22 protein-coding genes are annotated in these 22,064 nt (G+C 62.3%); 10 read left to right on the top strand and 12 right to left on the bottom strand.

Going from position 1 to position 22,064, the window contains the following annotated elements; translation table 11 throughout:
• Nucleotides 1–5: 5 nt before the first annotated feature.
• Genes ACIGEK_RS20970 through ACIGEK_RS21000 form a run of 7 tightly spaced genes read right to left on the bottom strand, consistent with a single transcriptional unit; the run spans nt 6 to nt 5,571 of the window.
• A complete protein-coding gene (locus tag ACIGEK_RS20970) occupies nt 6–773 on the bottom strand; it encodes a heme ABC transporter ATP-binding protein (protein WP_090243844.1) in 768 nt (255 codons plus the stop codon).
• Nucleotides 773–1,810: a FecCD family ABC transporter permease gene (locus ACIGEK_RS20975; RefSeq protein WP_397495178.1), complete on the bottom strand. Its 1,038-nt coding sequence runs from the start codon at nt 1,808–1,810 to the stop codon at nt 773–775. Before ACIGEK_RS20975 ends, ACIGEK_RS20970 begins: the two co-directional genes overlap by 1 nt.
• Complete coding sequence (locus ACIGEK_RS20980; RefSeq protein WP_397495179.1) at nt 1,807–2,706, bottom strand: hemin ABC transporter substrate-binding protein; 900 nt, start codon at nt 2,704–2,706, stop codon at nt 1,807–1,809. The genes ACIGEK_RS20975 and ACIGEK_RS20980 overlap by 4 nt, the downstream gene beginning before the upstream one ends.
• On the bottom strand, nt 2,693–3,124 hold the full coding sequence (locus ACIGEK_RS20985; RefSeq protein ID WP_397495180.1) for an ExbD/TolR family protein: 432 nt from the start codon (nt 3,122–3,124) through the stop codon (nt 2,693–2,695). The genes ACIGEK_RS20980 and ACIGEK_RS20985 overlap by 14 nt, the downstream gene beginning before the upstream one ends.
• The gene (locus ACIGEK_RS20990; RefSeq protein ID WP_397495181.1) at nt 3,121–3,762 is read right to left on the bottom strand and encodes a MotA/TolQ/ExbB proton channel family protein; all 642 of its coding nucleotides are present in this window, start codon (nt 3,760–3,762) and stop codon (nt 3,121–3,123) included. Before ACIGEK_RS20990 ends, ACIGEK_RS20985 begins: the two co-directional genes overlap by 4 nt.
• A 1-nt stretch (nt 3,763) precedes the next feature.
• A complete protein-coding gene (locus ACIGEK_RS20995) occupies nt 3,764–4,834 on the bottom strand; it encodes a hemin-degrading factor (RefSeq protein ID WP_397495183.1) in 1,071 nt (356 codons plus the stop codon).
• Nucleotides 4,835–4,854: 20 nt separating this feature from the next.
• Nucleotides 4,855–5,571 carry an energy transducer TonB gene (locus ACIGEK_RS21000; protein ID WP_397495184.1) on the bottom strand — a complete coding sequence of 239 codons (717 nt, stop codon included), beginning with the start codon at nt 5,569–5,571 and terminating at the stop codon, nt 4,855–4,857.
• Between the two features lie 130 nt (nt 5,572–5,701).
• On the opposite strand from ACIGEK_RS21000, the gene ACIGEK_RS21005 reads away from it, so the two are divergent.
• Nucleotides 5,702–7,894, top strand: coding sequence for a TonB-dependent hemoglobin/transferrin/lactoferrin family receptor (locus ACIGEK_RS21005; protein ID WP_397495185.1), 2,193 nt, complete (start codon nt 5,702–5,704; stop codon nt 7,892–7,894).
• Between the two features lie 118 nt (nt 7,895–8,012).
• Nucleotides 8,013–8,339 (top strand): Rieske (2Fe-2S) protein, encoded by a 327-nt coding sequence (locus ACIGEK_RS21010; protein WP_397495186.1) that lies wholly within the window; start codon nt 8,013–8,015, stop codon nt 8,337–8,339.
• Nucleotides 8,340–8,344: 5 nt separating this feature from the next.
• On the opposite strand, the gene ACIGEK_RS21015 is transcribed toward ACIGEK_RS21010, so the two are convergent.
• Nucleotides 8,345–9,235 carry an esterase/lipase family protein gene (locus ACIGEK_RS21015; RefSeq protein WP_397495188.1) on the bottom strand — a complete coding sequence of 297 codons (891 nt, stop codon included), beginning with the start codon at nt 9,233–9,235 and terminating at the stop codon, nt 8,345–8,347.
• A gap of 121 nt (nt 9,236–9,356) precedes the next feature.
• On the opposite strand from ACIGEK_RS21015, the gene ACIGEK_RS21020 reads away from it, so the two are divergent.
• On the top strand, nt 9,357–10,094 hold the full coding sequence (locus ACIGEK_RS21020) for a class I SAM-dependent methyltransferase (RefSeq protein WP_397495189.1): 738 nt from the start codon (nt 9,357–9,359) through the stop codon (nt 10,092–10,094).
• Between the two features lie 64 nt (nt 10,095–10,158).
• On the opposite strand, the gene ACIGEK_RS21025 is transcribed toward ACIGEK_RS21020, so the two are convergent.
• Nucleotides 10,159–11,247 (bottom strand): fatty acid desaturase family protein, encoded by a 1,089-nt coding sequence (locus tag ACIGEK_RS21025; RefSeq protein ID WP_397495190.1) that lies wholly within the window; start codon nt 11,245–11,247, stop codon nt 10,159–10,161.
• 17 nt (nt 11,248–11,264) lie between these two features.
• Nucleotides 11,265–12,380: a ferredoxin reductase gene (locus tag ACIGEK_RS21030; protein ID WP_397495191.1), complete on the bottom strand. Its 1,116-nt coding sequence runs from the start codon at nt 12,378–12,380 to the stop codon at nt 11,265–11,267.
• A 213-nt stretch (nt 12,381–12,593) separates the two neighbouring features.
• On the opposite strand from ACIGEK_RS21030, the gene ACIGEK_RS21035 reads away from it, so the two are divergent.
• The 7 genes from ACIGEK_RS21035 (at nt 12,594) to ACIGEK_RS21065 (ending at nt 18,652) form a co-directional block, all read left to right on the top strand.
• Nucleotides 12,594–13,184: a TetR family transcriptional regulator gene (locus tag ACIGEK_RS21035; RefSeq protein WP_397495360.1), complete on the top strand. Its 591-nt coding sequence runs from the start codon at nt 12,594–12,596 to the stop codon at nt 13,182–13,184.
• A 178-nt stretch (nt 13,185–13,362) separates the two neighbouring features.
• Nucleotides 13,363–13,863: an urease accessory protein UreE gene (gene ureE, locus ACIGEK_RS21040; RefSeq protein ID WP_397495192.1), complete on the top strand. Its 501-nt coding sequence runs from the start codon at nt 13,363–13,365 to the stop codon at nt 13,861–13,863.
• On the top strand, nt 13,860–14,534 hold the full coding sequence (locus ACIGEK_RS21045; RefSeq protein ID WP_397495193.1) for an urease accessory protein UreF: 675 nt from the start codon (nt 13,860–13,862) through the stop codon (nt 14,532–14,534). The genes ureE and ACIGEK_RS21045 overlap by 4 nt, the downstream gene beginning before the upstream one ends.
• A 19-nt stretch (nt 14,535–14,553) precedes the next feature.
• Nucleotides 14,554–15,168: an urease accessory protein UreG gene (gene ureG / locus ACIGEK_RS21050; protein ID WP_296222197.1), complete on the top strand. Its 615-nt coding sequence runs from the start codon at nt 14,554–14,556 to the stop codon at nt 15,166–15,168.
• A gap of 31 nt (nt 15,169–15,199) precedes the next feature.
• Nucleotides 15,200–15,772 (top strand): HupE/UreJ family protein, encoded by a 573-nt coding sequence (locus ACIGEK_RS21055; protein WP_397495194.1) that lies wholly within the window; start codon nt 15,200–15,202, stop codon nt 15,770–15,772.
• 168 nt (nt 15,773–15,940) lie between these two features.
• On the top strand, nt 15,941–16,852 hold the full coding sequence (locus ACIGEK_RS21060; protein ID WP_397495195.1) for a glycerophosphodiester phosphodiesterase: 912 nt from the start codon (nt 15,941–15,943) through the stop codon (nt 16,850–16,852).
• An 858-nt stretch (nt 16,853–17,710) separates the two neighbouring features.
• Nucleotides 17,711–18,652: a DUF808 domain-containing protein gene (locus tag ACIGEK_RS21065; protein WP_397495196.1), complete on the top strand. Its 942-nt coding sequence runs from the start codon at nt 17,711–17,713 to the stop codon at nt 18,650–18,652.
• Here ACIGEK_RS21065 and ACIGEK_RS21070 read toward each other — a convergent pair.
• Nucleotides 18,649–19,545: a transglutaminase N-terminal domain-containing protein gene (locus ACIGEK_RS21070; RefSeq protein ID WP_397495197.1), complete on the bottom strand. Its 897-nt coding sequence runs from the start codon at nt 19,543–19,545 to the stop codon at nt 18,649–18,651. The genes ACIGEK_RS21065 and ACIGEK_RS21070 overlap by 4 nt on opposite strands.
• Entirely contained in the window at nt 19,542–22,034 is a 2,493-nt protein-coding gene (locus tag ACIGEK_RS21075) for a circularly permuted type 2 ATP-grasp protein (protein WP_397495198.1), read from the bottom strand. Before ACIGEK_RS21075 ends, ACIGEK_RS21070 begins: the two co-directional genes overlap by 4 nt.
• Nucleotides 22,035–22,064 lie beyond the last annotated feature (30 nt).

Consider the following 22,064-nt stretch of genomic DNA (forward strand, 5'->3'; position numbering starts at 1 on the left):
TGACCTTAGCGGGCAATGATTAACGGATGACCGCGCTCTGGATGCTGTTGCACCAGCACTTCGAGACCGAACACGGCCTGTAGCGGCTCAGCGCGCAAGACTTCCTCAGGCGTACCGAGCGCATGAGGCCGGCCGCGCTCCAGCAGTAACAGGCGGTCGCAATAACGCGCGGCCAGATTCAGATCATGCAGGATCACCAGCACCGCCGCGCCTTGCTCAACGAAGGCGCGCGTGGCCTGCAGCGTGGTGTGCTGATGCAGCGGGTCGAGCATTGAGGTCGGCTCATCGAGCAGCAGCATCTGCCCCTCACCACCGGGCCAGAGCTGCGCCAGCACCCGCGCCAGGTGCACGCGCTGACGCTCGCCTCCGGATAACGCCAGGTAACTGCGCCCGGCCAGGTGTAACGCATCGGCCGCCTCCAACGCCTGCTTGATGATCTGCGCATCTTTTAGCTGGCCGCTGGCATGGGGCAAACGGCCCATTGCCACCACTTCCTCCACACGAAAGGCGAAGTTTAACGTCGAGGTCTGCGGCAATACCGCCAGGCGTTGCGCGCGCTCACTGCCAGGCCAGTCCTGCAGTCGCCGCTGATCCAGCCAAACGTCGCCGTGGCTCGGCTGCAGTTCACCACACAAAGCCCCCAGCAAGGTGCTCTTGCCGGCGCCATTGGGGCCCAGCACGCCGAGCACTTCGCCCGGGCGCAACTCCAGGTTGATATCCGCCAACACCGTGCACGGGCCGCGCTGTACCGCCAGATTTTCCGCGCGCAGCATCAGGTACGCCCCCGTAACAACAGATAAAGGAAGAACGGCGCGCCAATCAGCGCCGTGACAATACCAATCGGTAACTCGGCCGGAGCCAATGCTAGCCGCGCTACCAGATCCGCCAGCAGTAACAGACTGGCACCCGCCAGAGCTGAGGCCGGCAACAGCACGCGATGATCCGGCCCCACCAGCAGGCGCACCAGATGCGGCACCACCAAGCCGATAAAGCCAATCATCCCCGCTGCGGCCACCGCTGCGCCGACGCCCAGGGCCGTGCAGAACACCAGCTCGGCCTTGATCCGTTCAACCGCAAAGCCCAGGTGGCGAGCCTCGGACTCGCCCAACAGCAAGGCATTCAGCGCTTTGGCTCGTCGTGGTAACCACAGCGCCACCGCTGCCGTGACCAGCAGCAACGGCCACAGGCGCGCGTAACTGGCACCATTGAGACTGCCCAGGTTCCAGAACGTCAGAGTACGCAAGGTGGCGTCATCGGCTAGGTAGGTGAACAGACCGATGGCCGCGCCGGCCAGTGCGGTCAGCGCGATACCGGCCAGGAGCATGGTCGCCACATTGGTTTCACCATCACGCCGGCCCAGGCGATAGACCAGCGCCGTCACGCCAAGGCCGCCGATAAAGGCAAACAGCGACAACAGATAAGGGGCAAAGGCTTCCGGCAAGCCGCCAAGGGCCGCGCCGCCGACAATCGCAATCGACGCGCCGAGGGCCGCGCCGCTGGATACGCCGATCAGGCCGGGATCGGCCAGCGGGTTGCGAAACAGCCCCTGCATTGCCACCCCACACAGCGCCAGCACCGCGCCAACCAGCAACCCCAGCAGCGTACGCGGCAGACGAATCTGCCCAAGGATCAGTTCGGCCTGGGCAAGGTCATCACCCGCTTGCGCCAGGCCAAGCAGGCGCAACGCCGCCTTGAGAGTGTCAAGCAGCGGCAGGCTGACCGGCCCCAGCGCCAGGGATAACCAAAGCGCGAGCGCCAGCAGCAGGCTCAGTGCGATAAACAGTGAGCGCGGACGAATAACAGGATTCATGGCGTTGGCTTAGCTTCGGCGACCAGAGGTTGGCTGGCAGGATAAAAGGCTGCGGACAAGGCCGCCAGCCCATCCGGTAAACGCGGACCGAGACCGCCGACCAGCAGCGTCGGGTCAAGCATCAACAAACGTTGATTGCGCGCCGCCCGGGTCGCTGCCAGCGCGGGATTCTGCTGCAACAGCGCCTCACGCGCGGCAGCACCGGAAAGACTGCGATCAGCAATGATCACCACCTCCGGATCAAGCGCCAACAAGGCTTCGGTGGACAGCGCCTTGTAACCGCTATGGCTGGCCAGATTGCGCCCGCCGGCGCGCTCGATCAGCCAATCGGCCGAGGTGTCCTTACCGCCCGCCATCGGGCTACCACCGGCATGTCCGAGCAACAACAGCACCCCTGGCATGGCTTGCTCGCGCTGCGCAGTCACTAACCAGTCGACCTGTTGCTGCAGGCGTTGCTGGTAGGCCGCAAAGGCCTGTTCGGCGCGCTGCGGTTCACCCAGCAGCATGCCGATACGCCGCAAGCTGGCCAGCAGACTGGGCAGATCCGCCTTGGCCGAGAGCATTTCCACCCGCACACCCGCGCCGCGCAATTGCGCCAGCACCGGCGGCGGGCCCATTTCCTCACTGCCGATAAGTACATCCGGGCGCAGCGTCAGCATGCCCTCGGCCGCCAGCTGACGTTGATAGCCGATGCTCGGTAACGCGCGCAGCGACTGCGGATGCTGACTGGTGCTGTCCACTCCCACCAGACGGCTTTCGCCGCCTAGCGCCACCACCCACTCACTGAGCGAGCCGCCGGAGCTGATCCAGCGTTGCGGCAATGGCTCGGCGGCCATTAACGAGGCACAGGACAACAGGCTCGCGCAGAAGGCGAGCAGAGTATTAAGGAGTTTCATGATTGGCCTCTAGAAGAATGCGACTGTCCTGAATGCCCTGCTGTTGCAGCAAGGCCATCAGATCGAGAAATGCCGACAACGGCGCCTGACGATCCAGTGCCAGGTCCAAGCCTGCCGTGTTGTCGGCGGCAAAGGCTTCGCTCAGTTCAGTGCGCAGCGCGCTGAAATCCGCCTGCTGCGCGCCGTTAAAGCGCCAAGCCCCGTCAGCGGAGAGTTGTATTTGCATGCGCTCGCCACTGCCGGCACTCGCCGTGGGCAACGCCTCGCGACTCTGCGGCAACTGCAAGGGCAGCTCCAGCAGTGGCGTTTGCGCGGTCAGCAGAAAGAACACCAGCACGATAAAAATCACATCGAGCAGCGGCGTCAGATCGGGCAACAGATTGCTCTGGGAGCTGCTGGCCGCGGGCAGACGAATCATGGCAACACCCACTGGTTAGCCAATGGGCTACCGGTCAGTTCCAACTCCAGTCCGTCCAACGCCAACTGACAGCGATTGAGCAGCGCTTGCACACCTTCCAGATAGCGCTCAGACCACAAGGCAAAGCCCTGCCCGGCTGCCAGCGCCGGAATGGCGATCAGCAAGCCCCACACCGTTGTGTACAGCGCCTGCCACAAACCATCGGCGAGCAGCGCGGGGGTGACCGGGCTGTTCTGCCCGGCGATATTGGCAAACATTTCCAGCATGCCCAGCACCGTGCCGAGCAAGCCGAGCATGGGTGCCAGCATGCCGATCAGCTGCAGCAAGCGCAGCTGGCGATTAAGGCGCTGGCGTTCCTCCAGCAGCCAGCAGCCGAGCAGCTCTTCGCGCTGCACCGCTGGCAAGGCGCTGTGTTTGAGCAACAACGCCAGGCCATAACGCCAACCGCGCGCACGGCCTTTGCAGTGCTCGCGCTCACAGGTGCGACAGGCGCTGACTGCTGCACGCCCGGCGGCAGTGCTCAGCGGCTGCAAACGCAGAAAAACACTGAGACGCTCAAGTATCAGCGCCAGCGCCAGCAGCGAACACAGCGCCAGCGGCCAGCCCAGCGGCCCCATCGCACTCCACCACTGGCTCATTTCAGCACTCCAGAGCGGCAGCGCTTTCGGCCAGGGCGCGCCAGTCTTCGCGCTCAGGGATGCCCGGTTTGCGCGCGCCAAACAGCTGCACCACCAGCTCGCCATGGGCATCGAAGGCTTCCCAGCTGGTGATCACGCCATCGCTGCTCGGCTTACGCACCCGCCATAGCTCGGTCACGCCAGTGGTTTGCAGATGCAGATTGAACTCGTGGTCGAGCACGTTGAACCAGGTATCCATCCAACGCAGGTTGCGCACCGGGCCGGAGTGAATCTGGATGCAGTGGCGATTGCCGACAAACACCATAATCGGCACTTCACGCGCACCAGCCTGCTCCAGCAGTTTCGGCAGCTCGCGCACATCCACTGGCTCGGCCCATTCGCGCCCCGCCAGGCGCAGGGCCTGGGTGCGTGTGGTGCCGTGTTTTTTCAGCAGGGCAAAGAAGTGGTGAGTGTCTTTGAGGGTCGACCAGCCCACGCGCAATGCATTCACATCCACCTGGGCATCGGCTTGCGCCGGCTGCGCCTGGGGCAAAGGCATCAGCTCCAGTTCGGCGCTCTGCTCAGCCATACGCAAACGCTCCAGCAGTGGCCCCCAGGCACTTAGCTGACTGTCCTCGGTGAGAAAGACCTTATGCACCGCAGTGCCCTGACGGTCGAACACCTGAATGCTGCGCTGGGTGCCTTTGCCGGTTTGCTCCTCGATGGCAAACACACTGGCCCAGCCACCGAGGAACAGGCGCAGGTCGATATCGGCCGAGACCACCAGGCCCATCTGGCCATTAGCGGTAACCGTTACTTCACGGTAATAACCTTTGCGCTCATGCACGCAATGCTCGTTACGGGTCAGCGCCATCACATAACCCAGCTCGCCCAGTGCCGGCAGCAACTGCGCCCAATCCGGCTGCAGACGCACCGCATCGACATCGAGACGGCTGGCCACCAGTTCGGCCTCGCTGACGGCCAGACGTTCGGCGGCATCGCGGGCACGCAGGCGTGGCTGCTCGCTGCGCAGCACCTGCCAGGCTAGATACAGATCATTGGTGGGCGCGACGGATTGGGCGTGTGTGCTCATGGAAACTCCTCAGTGATTTATCAACGGCTCGCGGTCAAAGCGAACTGAATAGGGATCTGTACACGGCTAGGCACAGCCTGACCGCCGGTGGTTTCGGGGCGAAAGCGCCACTTGGCAACCGCCTCCAGGGCGGCGCGATCAAGACTCTCCACGCCCGAAGAGCGCAGTACGTTCAGGCTGCGTTGCTGGCCGCGCTCATCCAGACGCACCTCGACCAGCACCACACCCTGCTGATTACGCCGCCGCGCCTGGGACGGGTAGCTAGGCTGGCGTGGCGGCTCACGAAAGCTCGGTTTAGCGCTGAACACTTCAGCGGCCGGTTGCGCGGCAACCTGCTTGGTGGGCGCGAACTGAGCTGAGCCGGTCACCACAGCAGACTGACGGGTTGTCTCGGCTGGCTGCGCTTGCAGGGGCTGGTTTTGAGTTGGCTGTGCCACTACCGCTGGCTTTGCCTTGGTCACTGGCGTCCGCACGACAGGCTTAGGCGCCGGCGCCTTTCTAGGCACGACCATCTGGCGTTGCGGTTGCAGTTGCGGTTGCGGTTGCGGTTGCGGTTGCTCTGGCAGCTTGGCCGCTGCCGGCGCGGCCTGTTGCAGCACTGCAGCCAGGCGTAACACCTGAGGCGCTTGATGGGTTTGCGCCGCGTTCAAAGCAGGTGGCTGCTGCTCGCCATGCAGCAGCCAACCGGCGCTATGCAGCGCCAATGACAGCAACAAGAACAACGACAAACGCAGCATGCGGATACTCGGTTAGCTCGAATTAAATCTATTTGATAATTATTTGCATTCGCATGTCAATGTCGTTTAGGTTTGCCGCCGATGCCAACCCGGTGGTCAGAGAAACCACCCGTACGATCCTGGAGTCCCCATGCACAGAAGTCCTCCATTCGCCCGCCGCCCATGGCTTGCTCTACTGTTACTCAGCCCATCACTGGCCCTTGGTGCCGAGAAAGCGCCGAACCAGTTCGACACGGTGACCGTCACGGCCACCCGCACCGAGCAGACCCTCGACCAGGTGCCGAGCACCGTATCGGTTCAGACCGAACGCGATATCGATCAGCAGAACATCAAGAACATCAAAGATCTGGTGCGCTACGAGCCCGGCGTATCGGTCGGCGGCAGCGGTGATCGTTTCGGCCTGTCTGGCTTTACCATCCGCGGCATAGGCGGCAACCGTGTGCTGACTCAAGTGGACGGTGTCGGCATGCCCGACGCCTTCTCCTTCGGCGGCTTCCTCAGTGCCAAACGCGATTACGTCGACCTCGACACCGTCAAGCAGGTGGAAATCATCCGTGGCCCTGCCAGTTCGCTGTATGGCAGCGATGCGATTGGCGGCGCGGTGAGCTTTCTGACCAAGGATGCCGGCGACTATCTGGATGCAGGCGATGACGCCTACGCACGTTTAAAGACTGGCTATGACGGCAGCGATGACAGCTGGCAGCGCAGCGCCACCTTCGCCGCGCGTCTGGGCCAGGTTGATGGCCTGCTGCACCTGGGCCGGCGCAGCGGTCAGGCTACAGAGACCTACGGCGGCCAGGGCGGCATCGGTGCAACCCGCGAACAGGCCAACCCGCTGGACTACCGCACCGACAACCTGCTGAGCAAATTCGGCTGGGATTACAGCGACACTGGTCGCCTGCAGTTGACCTACGAGCGCTACCAGGACGACACCGACACCCGCGTACTGAGCAACTACAGCAACACCGCGACCATTCGCACCCAGGACGCCGAAGACCGCGTCGACCGTGAGCGCTTCTCCCTCGCCCATACCCAGCAACTCGACACCTTGCTGGTCGACCAAATCCACAGTCAGCTCAACTATCAGGACAGCCAGACCCGCCAGCAAACCTTCGAAGACCGTGTGGTCGGCGGGCAGCCGCGTTACCGCACACGGGATTCGTACTACGAAGAAAAGCTTTGGGCCTTCAACACCAAGCTGGACAAGGCCTTTAGTATTGGCAGCACGCAACATGCGCTGGTCTACGGCCTGGACATCAAACACCTGAAGAATGCCGACCTGCGCAAAGGCGGCGAAACAGTCCTGGCCACCGGCGTCACCACGCCTGTTTTACCGACCAGCGACTTCCCCGATCCAACGACCAAGGAATATGCGCTGTTTGTGCAGGACAACATCAGCATCGGCCGCTGGACCCTGCTGCCAGGCCTGCGCTACGACCGCTATGAGATGCAGCCGCACGTTACCGACAAGTACCTCAATAGTCAGGCCACCGAGCGCAATCCCAGCGACTTCAAGGATTCGGCGCTATCGCCCAAGTTTGGCGTGACCTACCAGCTCGACGAGGCGCACAGCGTCTACGGTCAGTACGCCGCCGGCTTCCGTGCCCCTCAGGCCATCGAAATCTTCGGTGAATTCACCAACCCAGGCATGTACCGCACGCTGGCCAACACCAGCCTGAAGGCGGAAACCAGCGACAGCTTTGAACTGGGCCTGCGTGGCCAATACGCCATCGGCAGCTTTGGCGCGGCGCTGTTCTACAACCAGTACGATGACTTTATCGAGCAAGTCAGCCGGGCCTCCAGCGTGCCAGGCTTTCCCTTCGGCGAGTTCCAGTACGTCAACCGCGACCGCGTGACCATTCGTGGCGCAGAGGCCAAGGGCGAACTGTTCCTTGATCAACTGGGCTTACCTGCAGGCTGGAAGGCCCGTGGCAGCGTCGCCTATGCCCGTGGCAAGGATGAAGGAACAGGCCAACCGCTCAACAGTATCGACCCACTCAAGGGCGTGTTCGGCCTGGGTTACAGCGAGCCGAACGGCAGGTTTGGCGGCGAGCTGAGCTGGACTCTGGTCGCGGCGAAAACTCGCGTCGACACCACACAAACCAGCAACCACGTGCAGACCTCTGGTTATGGCGTGCTCGACCTGAATGGCTGGTGGCAGATGAGCGACAACTTCGCGGTGAATGCCGGCCTGTTTAACCTCACCGACAAGCAGTATTGGCAATGGGGCGACGTGCGCGGTTTGACCGAGAACAGCGCCAGCATGGGCCGCTTCAGCCAACCAGGGCGGCATGCGGCGGTCAATCTGGTCTGGGAAATCTGACCTGGGCAACCGCCTAGTGAATAGCTGCAAAAACGAGTTCCACTTGGCGCACGGATGCGCCCTCCTCTTTCACTTCCGCGCCAGGGCGGCATAATGCCGGCCTGTCGGGGAGGTTCCTATGTTGCGATTATGTGCACCGGATGAGTTGGCTGAAGGCCAGAGCCGGGGCTTCGAGATAGCTGAAGAGAAGCTGCTTGCCGTGCGCAAGGACGGTCAGCTGTATGCCTATCGAAATCGCTGCCCGCACCGTGGCATCCCACTAGAATGGCTGCCCGACCAGTTTCTCGACGCCAGCGCCAGCCTGATCCAATGCGCCACCCATGGCGCACTGTTTCTGATCGAGTCCGGCGAATGCGTCGCAGGCCCTTGCGCCGGGCAGTCGCTGCAAGAGCTTGCCATCCGCGAGGATGATCAGGGCATCTGGATCGATCTAAACGAAGCCTAAAAACTCTAAAGTCCGGCAGTGGCCAAACGCTGCGCATGCTCTACAAACAATTTGACCGGTTCGGCACCCTTACCGACCAGGCCGAAGGTCTGATTGATGATGTCGAAGTGATCCAGCGGGTACTGATCACCAATCACCGTGCCCAGGTGTGAGCTGTAGCGCCCGACCATACCGTCGCACTGCCCAACCTCGCGCTGAAAGGTTCGGGCAAACATCCGACAGGCAACATTCGGCCCGTCAAAACGGTTGCCACCTTTATTGGTGATACCCGGCTGAATGGTGCCGGACCAGGAGTAATAGCGCACGCCATTGACCTCGGCTGCGCCCTCACCGCCCCAGGCCTCAGGCAGGCCCTGCGGATACTGCACATTGAAGGCCGCCACGCCGTCACTGGTCAGCGATTGCTGCGCTGCTGCCACATCCATCGGCAGTGGTTCGCCTTTATAACCACGTTCCAGCCACGCCATACAACGCGCCACGCCGCGTAATAAAACACTCAACACGCGCTCACGCAGGCTGCCATGCGGGGCTTTGCGTTTGAGAAAATCCGCCAGTTCCGAGCCATGGTTGGGCCCCGCAACCGAGGTGGCCGACGCCACCCACTCGGGCTTTAATGCGGCCGCATAACGCGCCGTCAGTGCGCCCTGGCTATGACCGATCAAGTGGACCTTTTCTGCGCCGGTCTCTTGCAACACATCGGCGATGCGCAGTAGCAGTTGCTCGCCGCGCACCTCGGTCGAATGCACCGAAGACACCAGCACAGGGAAGACTTTTGCACCGATGCGGCGCAGCGCCGTGACGATGCCGTACCAGTAGGGATAACCGAGCAGGCTGACAAAGCCGAGCAAACCGGGCACCAGGACCAGGGGATAACGGGGTGTAGAAGATGTCGACATAGCAAACCATCCTTGTGTCATACCGCCGAGAAAGAAAGTGCTGAACCACGAAGCATGCCAATGACGCTCGTGGGCAAAGTGGACCACCTGACATATAGTCCAGGCTCCTCTTTGCGCTGCCATGACCATGCATACCATCGAACGGATTTACCCGAAGGATCTCAACCCGCTCAACCCGGACGACCAGGCCAGCCTGCAGATTCATATGCAGCGCTACGAGTTCGCCGTCGAGCATTTAAGCGGCCAGCGGGTGCTGGATATGGCCTGTGGCTGTGGTTATGGCACGGCCCTACTGGCCGAGCGCAACCCGGACAAACAGATCACCGGGGTGGACATTGACCCGGCGGCCATCGCCTACGCTCGCCAGCATTACCAACTGGCCAACCTGCGTTATGAATGTGCCGATGCCGAGCAATTCAGCAGCGACCAGGGTTTCGATTGCATCGTCAGCCTGGAAACCATTGAGCATCTGCCACGCCCGCAGGTGCTGCTGGCCAACTATGCGCGTTTATTGGCTGAAGGCGGCAAGGTCATCGCTTCGGTGCCGATCACTCCAACCCTGGACGGCAACCCCCACCACCTGCATGACTTCAGCAAACGCAGCTTTTATGCACTGTTCCGCCAGCAGGGGCTGCATGCTCGCCAGTACTTCGAACAGATTCAGTGGTGGCAGTTCAAAGGTTTATTCTCGAAACAGGCCGATCAACAGAAACAGCATCGCTCCGAAGGCGTCGGCAATGCTGTGCTGCTGTACTACCGCAAGCGCCCGCTGTACCTGTTTAGCCGGCTGTATTCGATGCTGCGCTACGGCTTTAGCAACCGCTATCTGACTTGCGTATTCACGCGCCAGCCGGCATAGCCTCTTAGGGTGGATGACGCCTCCCTCATCCACCCTACATAGCTCTGTTAGTCCGTATTCCGCGTCAAACCCCGACAGGCATAGCCTCGACCGGACGCTGGCGGTAGATCCATATCCGCTTAAGCACTGTCGAAAATTGGCTCCACAGACTGCCGTTGTTGTAGACCTGGCCGTAACGCTCGGCGATCTCGCGCACTTCCACGGCCAACGTCGCATAACGCCGTGCCGGCAAATCGGGGAACAGGTGGTGTTCGATCTGGTGGCTAAGGTTGCCGGTGAGAATATGAAACAGCGGCCCGCCGTTAAGGTTGCTGGAACCGCGCAACTGTCGCAGGTACCAGTGACCGCGGCTCTCGCCGACCACCGACGCCTTGCTGAACACCGCCGCCTGCTCGGTAAAGTGACCGCAGAAGATCACCGTGAAGGTCCACAGATTGCGGATCAGATTGGCCAGCACATTACCGGCCAGCACCGCCAGGGCATTGGCCCCGATCAACAGCGCCAGCAGTGGGAAGAACAGATAATCCTTGCCCCACTGCCGCAGTATCTTGGCGTTGAACTGCTTGATCAGCGGGCGCACCTCCTCTTTGCTCAGCCGGCCCTTGTAGACCTTATCCAGACGCAGATGCTGCACCGCGATCGAGTACTGGAACAGCACCGCCTGAATCGTCACCCACAACGGTTGCCAACGGTAGAACGGCTTCCAGCGCTGCTCGGGAAACAGGCGCACCAGGCCATAGCCGACGTCATCGTCCATGCCCAGCACATTGGTCCAGGTGTGGTGCACATGGTTGTGGGTGTGCCGCCAGAAATCGCTCGGCCCGGCGATATCCCACTCATAGCTGCGCCCGGCAAACTCGGGATCATTCATCCAGTCGTACTGGCCGTGCATGACGTTATGGCCCAGCTCCATGTTCTCCAGAATCTTGCCCAGACCCAGCAGCAGCGTGCCGAGCAGCCAGGTCGGCGGAAACCAGCCGAGCATCAATAGCCCGCGCCCGCCCCCGCAACAGCAGCGCACCGCCGCGCGAATCCGGCGGATATAGCGCGCATCCGCCTCGCCCAGATCGGCCAGAGTGCTTTGGCGCAGGGCGTCCAGCTCGTTGCCGAAGGCGTTCATTTCATCCGTGGAAAGTTCGCGATCACGACGCATGGGTATTCCCTCGCAATTTAAAGATCAATCTCAACATCACTGTGCGGCGCGCTAATGCACAGGCGGATCGGCTGACCCGGCTCGCTGAACAACACGCCGCTGCGCAAGTCGCGCACCGTGCCGCTAAGCAAGGTACAGGTGCAGCTGGCGCAGATACCTTGGCGACAGCCATGCACCGGCTGCAGGCCATGGGCCTCGGCCTGCTCCAGCAAGCTGTTTTGATTATTGGCAGTCGCCTGTTGATGGCTGCGGGCAAAACCCAAACGAACCTGGCGCAGGCTGACGTCGGCGCGCAGCACAGGCGCAGTGAAGGCCTCGACCTGCAGCGCACCGAGCAAGCTGGCGGCCTGCCACCACTGCTGCACCTGGGCGACAAACCCCGCCGGACCGCAGGCCAGTACGCGACGCTGATCTAGCTGCGTGACCTCGGCCAGGTGCTCGCCAGCAAAACGCCCAGTCAGGGTTCCCGGCTCAGCTCCGGCGGCAGTCAGCGACCAGCACACCTGCAGATTGCTGTGCTGCGCCTGCAAGGCCTGCAACTCGTTAACAAAACCGCGCTGGCCCTGCTCACGCACGTAATGCAGCAAGGTAATCGGTGCACTGAAGCCTTGAGCCAGAGCAGCGCGCAACATGCCCAGCAGCGGTGTGATGCCACTGCCGGCGGCCAACAGCAGCACACCCTGTTGCGCCTCGGGCCAGCTCAGCTCGCCATACACCGGACCCAGTTCCAGCACATCGCCCACTGCCATATGCTCCAGCAGGTAGGGCGAAACACGCCCGCCCGCCTGATGTTTGATCGCAACCTGCAAACGGCCACCGGCTTGCACCGCAGTCAGGCTGTAACTACGGCTCAGGCGTACGCCGTCACGTTCGAGATAAAGCTGTAGATGCTGCCCCGGCTGCGCGCCGCGCCAGTTGCCGTTGGCCTGCAGGGTCAATTCGAGCATGTCATCGGCAACCCACTGTCGCTGGGTAACCCGGGCAAACACCCGATTCAGCCGCAGCGCCGGGTGCAACAGCGCCAGCCCCGCATCGACATCACTTTCTCGCAACCAGCCATGAGCGACCAGCACGCGCAGCGGATAGAGCAGGCTTGCGAGCCCGCGTACCCAGGCAAAAGGAAGAAGGGCCATGGCAAGACTCCAGTGAACAATTGTTCACTAGACTGGCAGAGCATATTAACTCAGTCAACACTCGCTCACTCAAACCCAGATAAGCAACCGCGGTTCGACGTAAACAACGGCCATTTGTTAGAGTGCGGCGCTGATTTCGCAATGCAGAGCCATGCACGCTTGAAACCACTACAACCGCGCGCCGAACAAAAACTGCAAACCCGCCACGCCTTAATGGACGCCGCGCGCAGCCTGATGGACAGCGGCCGCGGCTTTGGCAGCCTGAGCCTGCGTGAGGTGGCGCGCTGCGCCGGCATCGTGCCGACCGGTTTCTACCGGCATTTCGAGGATATGGACGCGCTGGGCCTGGCGTTGATTGCCGAAGTAGGGGAAACCTTTCGCGAAACCATCCGCCAGGTACGCCATCACGAGTTCGAAGTGGGCGGCGTGATCGACGCCTCGGTACGCATCTTCCTCGATGCGGTGGCGGCCAACCGCTCGCAGTTTCTGTTTCTCGCCCGCGAGCAGTACGGCGGCTCGCTGCTGGTACGCCAGGCCGTGGGCGCACTGCGCGAACGCATTACCGCCGACCTGGTCGCCGACCTTGCAGCCATGCCGAAACTGCAGCACTTCGACGCCCCGGCGCAGAACGTGATCGCCGACCTGGTGGTAAAAACCGTATTCGCCACCCTGCCCGAGCTGATCGACCCACCCGCATCGCCCCTGCCGATGCACGCCTCGCCTGAGATCAAAATGATCGAGCAGCTGCGCTTTATCTTTATCGGTGCCAAGCATTGGCAGGGTCTGGGCCAAACCCGCGACTGATCGCAGACCAGCAGTCGCACCAAAAACGCGCATAAAACCAGCGCACGCACCAAACCCAACCCCTCCACGCTCCAATTTCAGCCACACCAATACCCACGCGCCCCGCTCTGCGTGGCGCAACGGCAGCTTGGCAAGGCACTTGCTCTATAACCGGCATTGCCCTGCCGGAAACTGCCCCATGTTGGTGATCCACCGCCGTATTGCCGCCCAGCCGCACTGGGACGCCGAACTTGAACTGAGCTTCGAGGCCCGCAGCAAAAGCCGCCTGCGCTGCTTCAGCCGTACAGGTGAGGACGTCGGCCTGTTCCTCGAACGCGGCCAACCCGCCCTGCATGACGGCGAATGCCTACAGGCCGAAGATGGCCGTATCGTGCGCGTCATCGCCCGCGCCGAGCCGCTGCTGCACGTTACCTGCGCCAACCCATTCGAATTGATGCGCGCCGCCTACCACCTGGGCAACCGCCATGTTGCCCTGCAACTCGGTGATGGCTGGCTGCGCCTGCCGGATGACTATGTACTCAAGGCCATGCTCGAACAGCTCGGCGCCACCGTGGAGCTGATCGAGGCGCCCTACCAGCCCGAGCAAGGTGCCTACGGCGGCGGTCATCACCACTCGCATGCCGGCGATGCCGAATTCAGCTATGCACCGCGCCTGCATCAGTTTGGTGCGCGCAAGTGAATAAAGCTTGGCAGTTATTGAGGCTCGCCAGCCCGCAGCTGCCGATTGGCGGTTATAGCTATTCCCAGGGGCTGGAAATGGCCGTTGAACAAGGCCTGGTCGATAACGCAGAAAGCGCCGAACGCTGGATTGCCGATCAGCTACTGCTCAACCTGGCGCACTTCGAAGCCCCTTTGCTGCTCGCCCATTGCCAGGCCGCTGCGCTTGAGGACTGGGCGCAGCTGCGCAGCCTCGCCGAACAACAGCGCGCCAGCCGCGAAACCCGCGAGCTGCGCCTGGAAAGCCGGCAGATGGGTTACTCCCTGCAACAACTGCTCAGCGGCCTGCCAGAGCTGGATCAACCGGCGCAGCAGCTGTTTACCGAGCTCGACGAGCCCGGCCTGGCCGTCGGCTGGGCTCTGGCAGCGCGGACCTGGCAGATCGAGCCAGAGGATGCCCTCGCCGCCTGGCTGTGGGGCTGGCTGGAAAACCAACTGGCGGTGCTGATGAAAACCCTGCCGCTGGGCCAACAAGCCGCCCAGCGCCTGACCTCGCAACTGCTGCCGCTGCTTGATCAGGCGCAGCGCCAGGCCAGTGAACTGCAACCGCAACACTGGGGCAGCGCCGCCTTCGGCCTGGCCCTGGCGAGCATGGCGCACGAGCGCCAGTACAGCCGTTTATTCCGTTCTTGATGATAAGGAAGACTAAAAGATGAACAGCCAACCCCTGCGCATTGGCATCGGTGGCCCGGTCGGCTCCGGCAAGACGGCCCTGACCCTGGCCCTGTGCCTGGCCCTGCGCGAGCGTTACAACCTGGCGGTGGTGACCAACGATATCTACACCCAGGAAGACGCGCAGTTTCTGGTACGCAACGAGGCCCTGGCCCCGGAGCGGATTATCGGTGTGGAAACCGGTGGCTGCCCGCACACGGCGATTCGCGAGGACGCTTCGATCAACCTGGAAGCTGTCGACCAGCTCAACCGGCGCTTTCCGGGACTGGACCTGATCATCGTCGAATCCGGCGGCGACAACCTCTCGGCCACCTTCAGCCCCGAGCTGTCCGACCTGACCATCTATGTGATCGACGTATCGGCCGGCGACAAGCTGCCGCGCAAGGGCGGCCCGGGCATCTGCAAATCCGACCTGCTGGTGATCAACAAGGTCGACCTGGCGCCACTGGTAGGTGCATCACTGGAAGTGATGGAGCGCGACACCCTGAAGATGCGCGGCGACAAGCCGTTCGTGTTCAGCAACCAGAAAATTGGCCAGGGTCTGGAGCAGATCATCGCCTTTATCGAACGCCACGGCATGCTCACGGCCGCCTAAAAACGCCCTTATTCAGTCAAGGAGACACCCCATGAACCTGCGCAAATCACTATTCGCCATCGCCCTGTTCCTCAGCCCAGCGGTGGCCTTCGCCCACGCCGGTCACGACCACTCCGGACTAATGGCCGGCCTGGCGCATCCGGTGTTCGGCCTCGATCACCTGCTGGCCATGCTCGCCGTAGGCCTGTGGGCCGCGCAGCAATCCGGCGCGGCGCGCTGGGCGCTGCCGCTGACCTTTGTTGGCAGCATGCTGATCGGCGGCCTGCTCGGCTTTAACGGCCTGCAGATGCCACTGATGGAGACCGGTATCGCCGCCTCGGTATTGGCCTTTGGTCTGCTGGTGGCCGTGGCTATTCGCCTGCCGATGCTGGTTGCCATCGCCCTGACCGCAGTATTTGCCCTGACCCACGGCGTCGCCCACGGCCTGGAGCTGCCAGAGCTGGCCAGCCCATGGGGCTATGCCGCAGGTTTTGTAGTCGCCACCGCTGCCCTGCATGCCAGCGGCTACGCCCTGGTGCGGCTGTTGCCACAAGCTGCGGCTCCTGTAGTTCGGGTGATGGGCGCCGCTTCGGCACTGACCGGTGCCTGGTTGTTGGCGAGCTGATCAGGCTGTCCGGGTGGACGCTGCTAGCGTCCACCCACTTACCGCCAGCCGCCCCTGACCGCAAAGGTCGCTAGGCTGGCGCATTTCGCCTCTCGCCCAGCAGCCATGGCTTTGTCATAGTCGAGGCGTATTAAACCCCTCACTATTTGACTGCCCTGGACCCTGACCATGCTGCGCGTTGCCCGCTTTCTCTCTGCTCCACTGCTATTGCTTGCCATCGCCCTCGGCGTGCTGGCCCTGACCAGCAAACCGGCCCAGCCGGCGGCGGTGCTCAGCAGTTTTGCCGAACAACCACTGGTTATCGCCCACCGTGGCGGCAAAGGCCTATGGCCGGAGAACAGCCTGTTTGCCTTCCAGCGCGCCAGCGCACTGGGCGTGGACATGCTGGAGATGGACCTGCACCTATCCAGTGATGGCGAGCTGGTGGTCATTCACGACAGCACCCTGGAGCGCACCACCAATGGCGAAGGCCCGGTTGCGGCGCTCAGCCTGGAGCAGCTGCAAGCGCTGGATGCTGGCTACAACTGGAGCGCTGATGGCGGCCAGAGCTATCCCTATCGCGGCCAGGGCATTCGCATCCCAAGCTTTGCCGAAGTGCTCGACAGCTTTCCGAATACGCCCAAGGTGATTGAAATCAAGGTACCGGATGTCGGTATGGAAGCGCAGCTGTGTGATGCCCTTGAGGCGCACAAACAACGTGATCAGGTCATCGTCGGCAGCTTTTATGACCGCAGCCTGCAGTTGTTCCGCGAGCAATGCCCAGGCGTGGCCACCTCCGCTGGGCCCGGTTCGGTACGTCTGTTGGTGGCGCTCAACTGGGTCGGCCTGGGCAGTTTGCTGTCGCCCTCTTACCAGGCGCTGCAGATTCCCGAAGCCCACGGTGGCCTGCACGTTGCCAGCCCAAGCCTGCTGAAGACCGCCGCACAGCGCGGGCTTAACGTGCAGCTGTGGACCATCAACGAACAGCCGGACATGCGCCGCCTGCTCGATCTGGGCGCACACGCGCTGATCACCGACTACCCGGACCGCGCCCTGCAGGTACTCGGACGCTCGACGCAGATCAGCGCCCTGGAAGACTAAAAGCCTTTTACGAGCTGCTGCGTCCCAGCCCTACTGTACAAAAAACAACCTAACACGCTCAGGCCACGCCCGCTGTGGCCTGAACGCAAGCGTGCGCAGCTTATCCACAGATCACTCCACAACAACCTGGGATAAGTTATCCACCGCGCACCCCGGCACTGCAGCAAACCCTTGAAATAACGCGATTATTGCTTGACTCGAACCTCTCTAAATGACGTATTTCGAGGTATGTGCAAGCTGTTCAAAAATCGACCAAAGCGCGCAAAGCCTGGCTTTATAAGCCTCTCAGCCAGGCATACCATAGTTATCAACAGCTCTACCCACAGTAGTCGTGGACAACTTCAGCGCTACCCCATAACGCCCTGAATAACCAGGCTAAGCTGTTGTTTATACGATAAATAATTGACTGATCAAAAAGCGTACAGCAGCCGCAAAGAGCCATGCAACTAAGCCTTCAAGCGCCTACGCCCACCTTATCCACAGTTCGCTCCACAGTCTTTGTGCACAACTACCCATGCACCGCCACAAGGGCTGTGCATAACGCCGCTGCGGTTGCTGGCTATGACCCCTATCGAGACAATCAACAGCCCATGTGCCGAGCACAGGCGTAACGTCGCTCCATCAATCACGGAGATACGTCCATGCCACTCAATGACCTGTTACGCAGCCTGCTCGCCGCCTATGCCAATGGTGCTACTGGCAGCAGCGACTAACTTCACAGTCGGTTTTCGTGCACTGCGGCAAACCTGAATTGGCCGCCTATGGCTGATGCGTACTGACTCACGTATAAATCTGCGCACTATCGCCTGCAGTTATGCCGGTGGTTTACCCAAGCAACCGTAGAAAGGAATCCCTCGTATGGCCGGTGCCAGCCTGTTAACCCTGCTCGATGACATCGCCGCCGTTCTCGATGACGTGGCCCTGATGACCAAGGTGGCCGCGAAGAAAACCGCAGGCGTACTGGGTGACGACCTGGCGCTGAATGCCCAGCAGGTCACTGGCGTACGCGCTGAACGTGAACTGCCAGTGGTCTGGGCGGTGGCCAAGGGTTCCTTTCGCAACAAACTGATTCTGGTGCCAGCAGCATTGCTGATCAGTGCCTTTGCCCCCTGGGCGGTAACACCGCTGTTAATGCTCGGCGGTGCGTTCCTCTGCTACGAAGGTTTTGAGAAGCTCGCGCACAAATTTCTGCACAGCAAGGATGAAAGCCAGAGCAAACACGACGAACTGCGCACCGCCGTGGCTGACCCCGCTGTGGATATGTTGGCGTTCGAGCAGGACAAGATCAAAGGCGCGATCCGCACCGACTTTATCCTCTCGGCGGAAATCATCGCCATCACCCTTGGCACGGTCGCCATGGCCAGCTTCGGCAAGCAGGTTGTGGTGCTTTCCGGTATCGCCATTCTGATGACTGCTGGGGTGTATGGCCTGGTGGCGGGCATCGTCAAACTGGATGATGCGGGGCTGTTTCTCAGCCAGCGCAGCGGAGAAGGCCTGATTAACCGCCTGCAACGCAGCCTGGGCCGAGGCCTGCTACTGACAGCGCCGTACTTGATGAAAGGGCTGTCAGTCGTGGGCACGGCGGCAATGTTTATGGTCGGCGGCGGCATCCTCACCCACGGCGTTCATGCCGCGCAGGTGTGGATCGACCAGTTGGCGCAGAGCGTGGCTGCCAGCAGTGGAGTGCTGGCAGCCCTGTTGCCCACCCTGCTGAATGCTGGGATCGGAGTCATTGCCGGGGCCATTACCTTGCTGCTGGTAAGCCTAGCAACCCGCGCCTGGAAAGCCGTCAAAAGCTAACCTGGCAAGGGCAGCACCGTCACCTGCACCTCGGGGTCGTGGCTGCCGCCGCCGAGAATGACCCCGCGCAGCGGCGATACATCAGCAAAATCGCGGCCCCAGGCCAGGGTGATGTGTTCGAGCGCCGGGCGGATATTGTTGGTCGGGTCGAAATCCACCCAGCCGTGCTGCGGGCAATACACCGAGATCCAGGCGTGTGAAGCATCGGCGCCGATCAACCGCGGCTGGCCAGGCGGCGGCTGGGTCAGCAGGTAGCCGCTGACATAACGCGCCGAAAGTCCCATGGAGCGCAGGCAAGCGAGCATCAGGTGGGCGAAGTCCTGGCACACGCCGCGACGTTCCTCCAACACCTGCAGCAGCGGCGTGGCCACCTGGGTGGCCGCGGCATCGAAGCTGAACTCGGCAAAGATCTTCTGCATCAACCCAGCCACCGCCGCCAGCAATGGCCGGCCGGGGCTAAAGCAATCCGCCGCGTAATCGGAAAACACCTGTTTGAGGTGCACATAGGGCGATTCGAAACGAAAGCGCGTCGCCTCCAGCACCCCAGGCAGCAACGCCTGACCGCTGTAGCGCAGCGCCGTGCAGGCCTCTTCCCAGGGCGGCGACGCCTGCAGATCCAGCGCAGGGCGCGCCAGCACCTCGACCTGCAGGCGCGCGCTGACCTTGAGCTCGTCATGCGGGCGCTCGAACACCAGGCGAGTCAGCGGGTTGCCGAATACATCCAGAGCATCCTGGCGCCTGCACGGCTGTGGGCTGACCTGCAGCTGCTGGTTGTGATTACGCTGCCAGGGGCAAGCGCGCGGCCACAGGTGCGCCAGTTGTTGGGCCAGCGACACCGGACTGGCGTAGCGATAATGGGTGTCGTGAAGAATCTGGTAGCGGGCGCTGCTCATGAGGATTGCGTCCGCTGGCTGGCATCGACATGCACGAAAAAGCGCAGGCCCAAGCGATCAGAAATTTCCGCACTGGCCTGGCTGATGCTTTCCAGCAGCGCGGACAAGCCGTCGAGCACTTCCTGCACACTGGCCGCGCCAAACAGCGGATTCTCCAGGCTGGCCAGGCTAAAGCGCGCCAGCTGCCCTTCCAGGTGTTTCAGCCGGCGCTCGCTGGGTAGCTCGAAACGCTCGCCCAGGCGCGATAGCGAGCGCAGCAGAGTACGCACCTGAAACAGCACCGCATGCGGGTTCTGCTCATCCAGCAGCAACAGGTCGAGCACTGGAATCAGCTGCGCCGAGGCCAGGTAGCGGGTGCGGTAGGTGATGCTGCTGTTACCCAGCTCCAGCAGCCACTCCAACGCCGACTGATCCTGCGCCGCGCTGCTACGCAGAAAATTCGCCAGGCTGTCACAGAGAAACTGCAGGCGCTCAATGCAGCGGCCAATCATCAGAAAACGCCAGCCATCATCGCGGGTCATGTCATCCAGGGCAAAGCCTGACAGCGCCGCCAGCGACAGCAGCAGACGGTCGAGAAAATCCAGTAACTCGCCGAAGTCGGCCTGCTCGCTGCTCAGCCCCTGGGCCTCACGCTGCAACTCCAGCAAGGCCTGCCAGTTAGCCTGGGACAGCTTGCCACGCACGCTGCCAGCCACCCACTGCAGGCGCTGCAGATTGCCGCGCAGGCTGTCCGACCAATCCTCGCCGAGCAGTGCTTCAAGCAGGCGCGCTTGTAGCTCGCCACTCTCGGCATCCGGCAACAAGCCAAGGCTCTCGGCCAGGCTCAGGGCGGTTTGCAGGGCCTGAGGGTCATCGTCGTCATCGACATAGCGCGCCAGCATGATGCGCAGCAGCCGCGCGCCGTCCTCGCAGCGTTCGCTGTAACGACCAAACCAATAGAGGTTTTCCACCACTCTTGAGGGCAGATAAGGGTCGCTGCGTACCAGATCGGCCACCCCCAGCGGGCGCAGCCATTGCCAGGGCTCGCCGCCACCATGCCGCTCGCCGAGCACCCAGGTGTCCTTGCTGGCACCACCGCGCTGCATCGACACCACTTCGGCGTCGGCATCGGCGGCGACTCGGGTCAGGCCGCCAGGCATCACCCGATACCCCTCGGCGCTGGCCACGGCGAATACCCGCATACCGATGGCACGTGGCGCCAACTGGCCTTCCTCAGGCTGCCAGACCGGCGCCTGCGACAGTTGCGCCAACGCCTGAGCGACATAGGCGTATGGCCGCGCCTTGAGGCGCTCGGCCAGCTCGGCGCGCTGGGTATCATCCAGATCACGGCCAAACACCGGAGTAAAACTCTGTGAGGGAAAGCTGGCGCGCACCAGCAGCTCATCGAGCTGCTCAAGGGCTTTGTCCAGCACCGGCGGCTCGCCGCACCACCAGCTCGCGATACTCGGCAGCAGCAGTTCTTCGCCCAGCAGTTTTTCTGCGATGGCTGGGAGAAAGCCCGGCAGTCCCGGGGACTCCAACACGCCGCTGCCGAGGGCATTGGCCACCAGCACATTGCCTTGGCGCACCGCTTCCAGCAGGCCGGGCACGCCAAGGGCCGAGTCAGTACGCAGCTCCAACGGGTCGCAGAAATCATCATCCAGACGGCGCAGCACAGCATGTATGCGGCGCAAACCGGCCAAGGTTTTCAGGTAGACCTTGGCGTCACGTACGGTCAGGTCGCTGCCTTCCACCAGCGGGTAGCCGAGCTGGCGCGCCAGGTACAGGTGCTCGAAATAACTCTCGTTGAATCGCCCAGGCGTAAGCAGCACCACCAGCGGCGTTTCTCCATCAGCCGGAGCCTGACGTGCCAATGTGTCCTGCAAAGTACGGAAGAAACCGGCCAGGTACTGCACGCGCAGGTCACGGTACAACTCGGGAAAGGCGCGCGAGACAATCTGCCGGTTTTCCAGCGCATAACCGGCGCCGGAGGGCGCCTGGGTACGGTCGGCGGTGACCCACCAGCGGCCATCCGGGGCGCGGGCCAGGTCCACCGCATACAGATGCAGATAGGTTCCGCCAGGCGGCTGCACGCCCTGGCAAGGCCACAGGTAGTTGTTATGGCCAAACACCAGCTCGGCGGGTAACAGGCCATCGGCCAGCAGCTGCTGCGGGCCATACAGATCAGCCAGCACGGCATTCAACAAACCCGCGCGCTGCGCCACGCCGGCGGCGATCTGCTGCCACTCTTCGGCCGGAATCAGGTTGGGCAGCAGGTCCAGCTCCCATGGCCGGTCGGCGCCATCGGGGTCGGCGTAGACGTTGTAGGTCACGCCGTTTTCCTGAATCTGCCGCGCCAACAGGGCCTGGCGCTGAGCCAGCTGCGCCGGGCTGCTGCGCTGTAAACGCTCCAGCAACAGGCGCCAATGCGGACGCACCAGTCCATCAGCGTCTACCAGTTCGTGGTAAGCCCCTGGCGTCAGGGGGGAGTCGGCAAGCAGGTCGGGCATGGCAGGCTCGATAAATGGCAGCGCTCCCAT

Source organism: Pseudomonas sp. NPDC079086, from assembly GCF_044542155.1.
Classification (GTDB): domain Bacteria; phylum Pseudomonadota; class Gammaproteobacteria; order Pseudomonadales; family Pseudomonadaceae; genus Aquipseudomonas.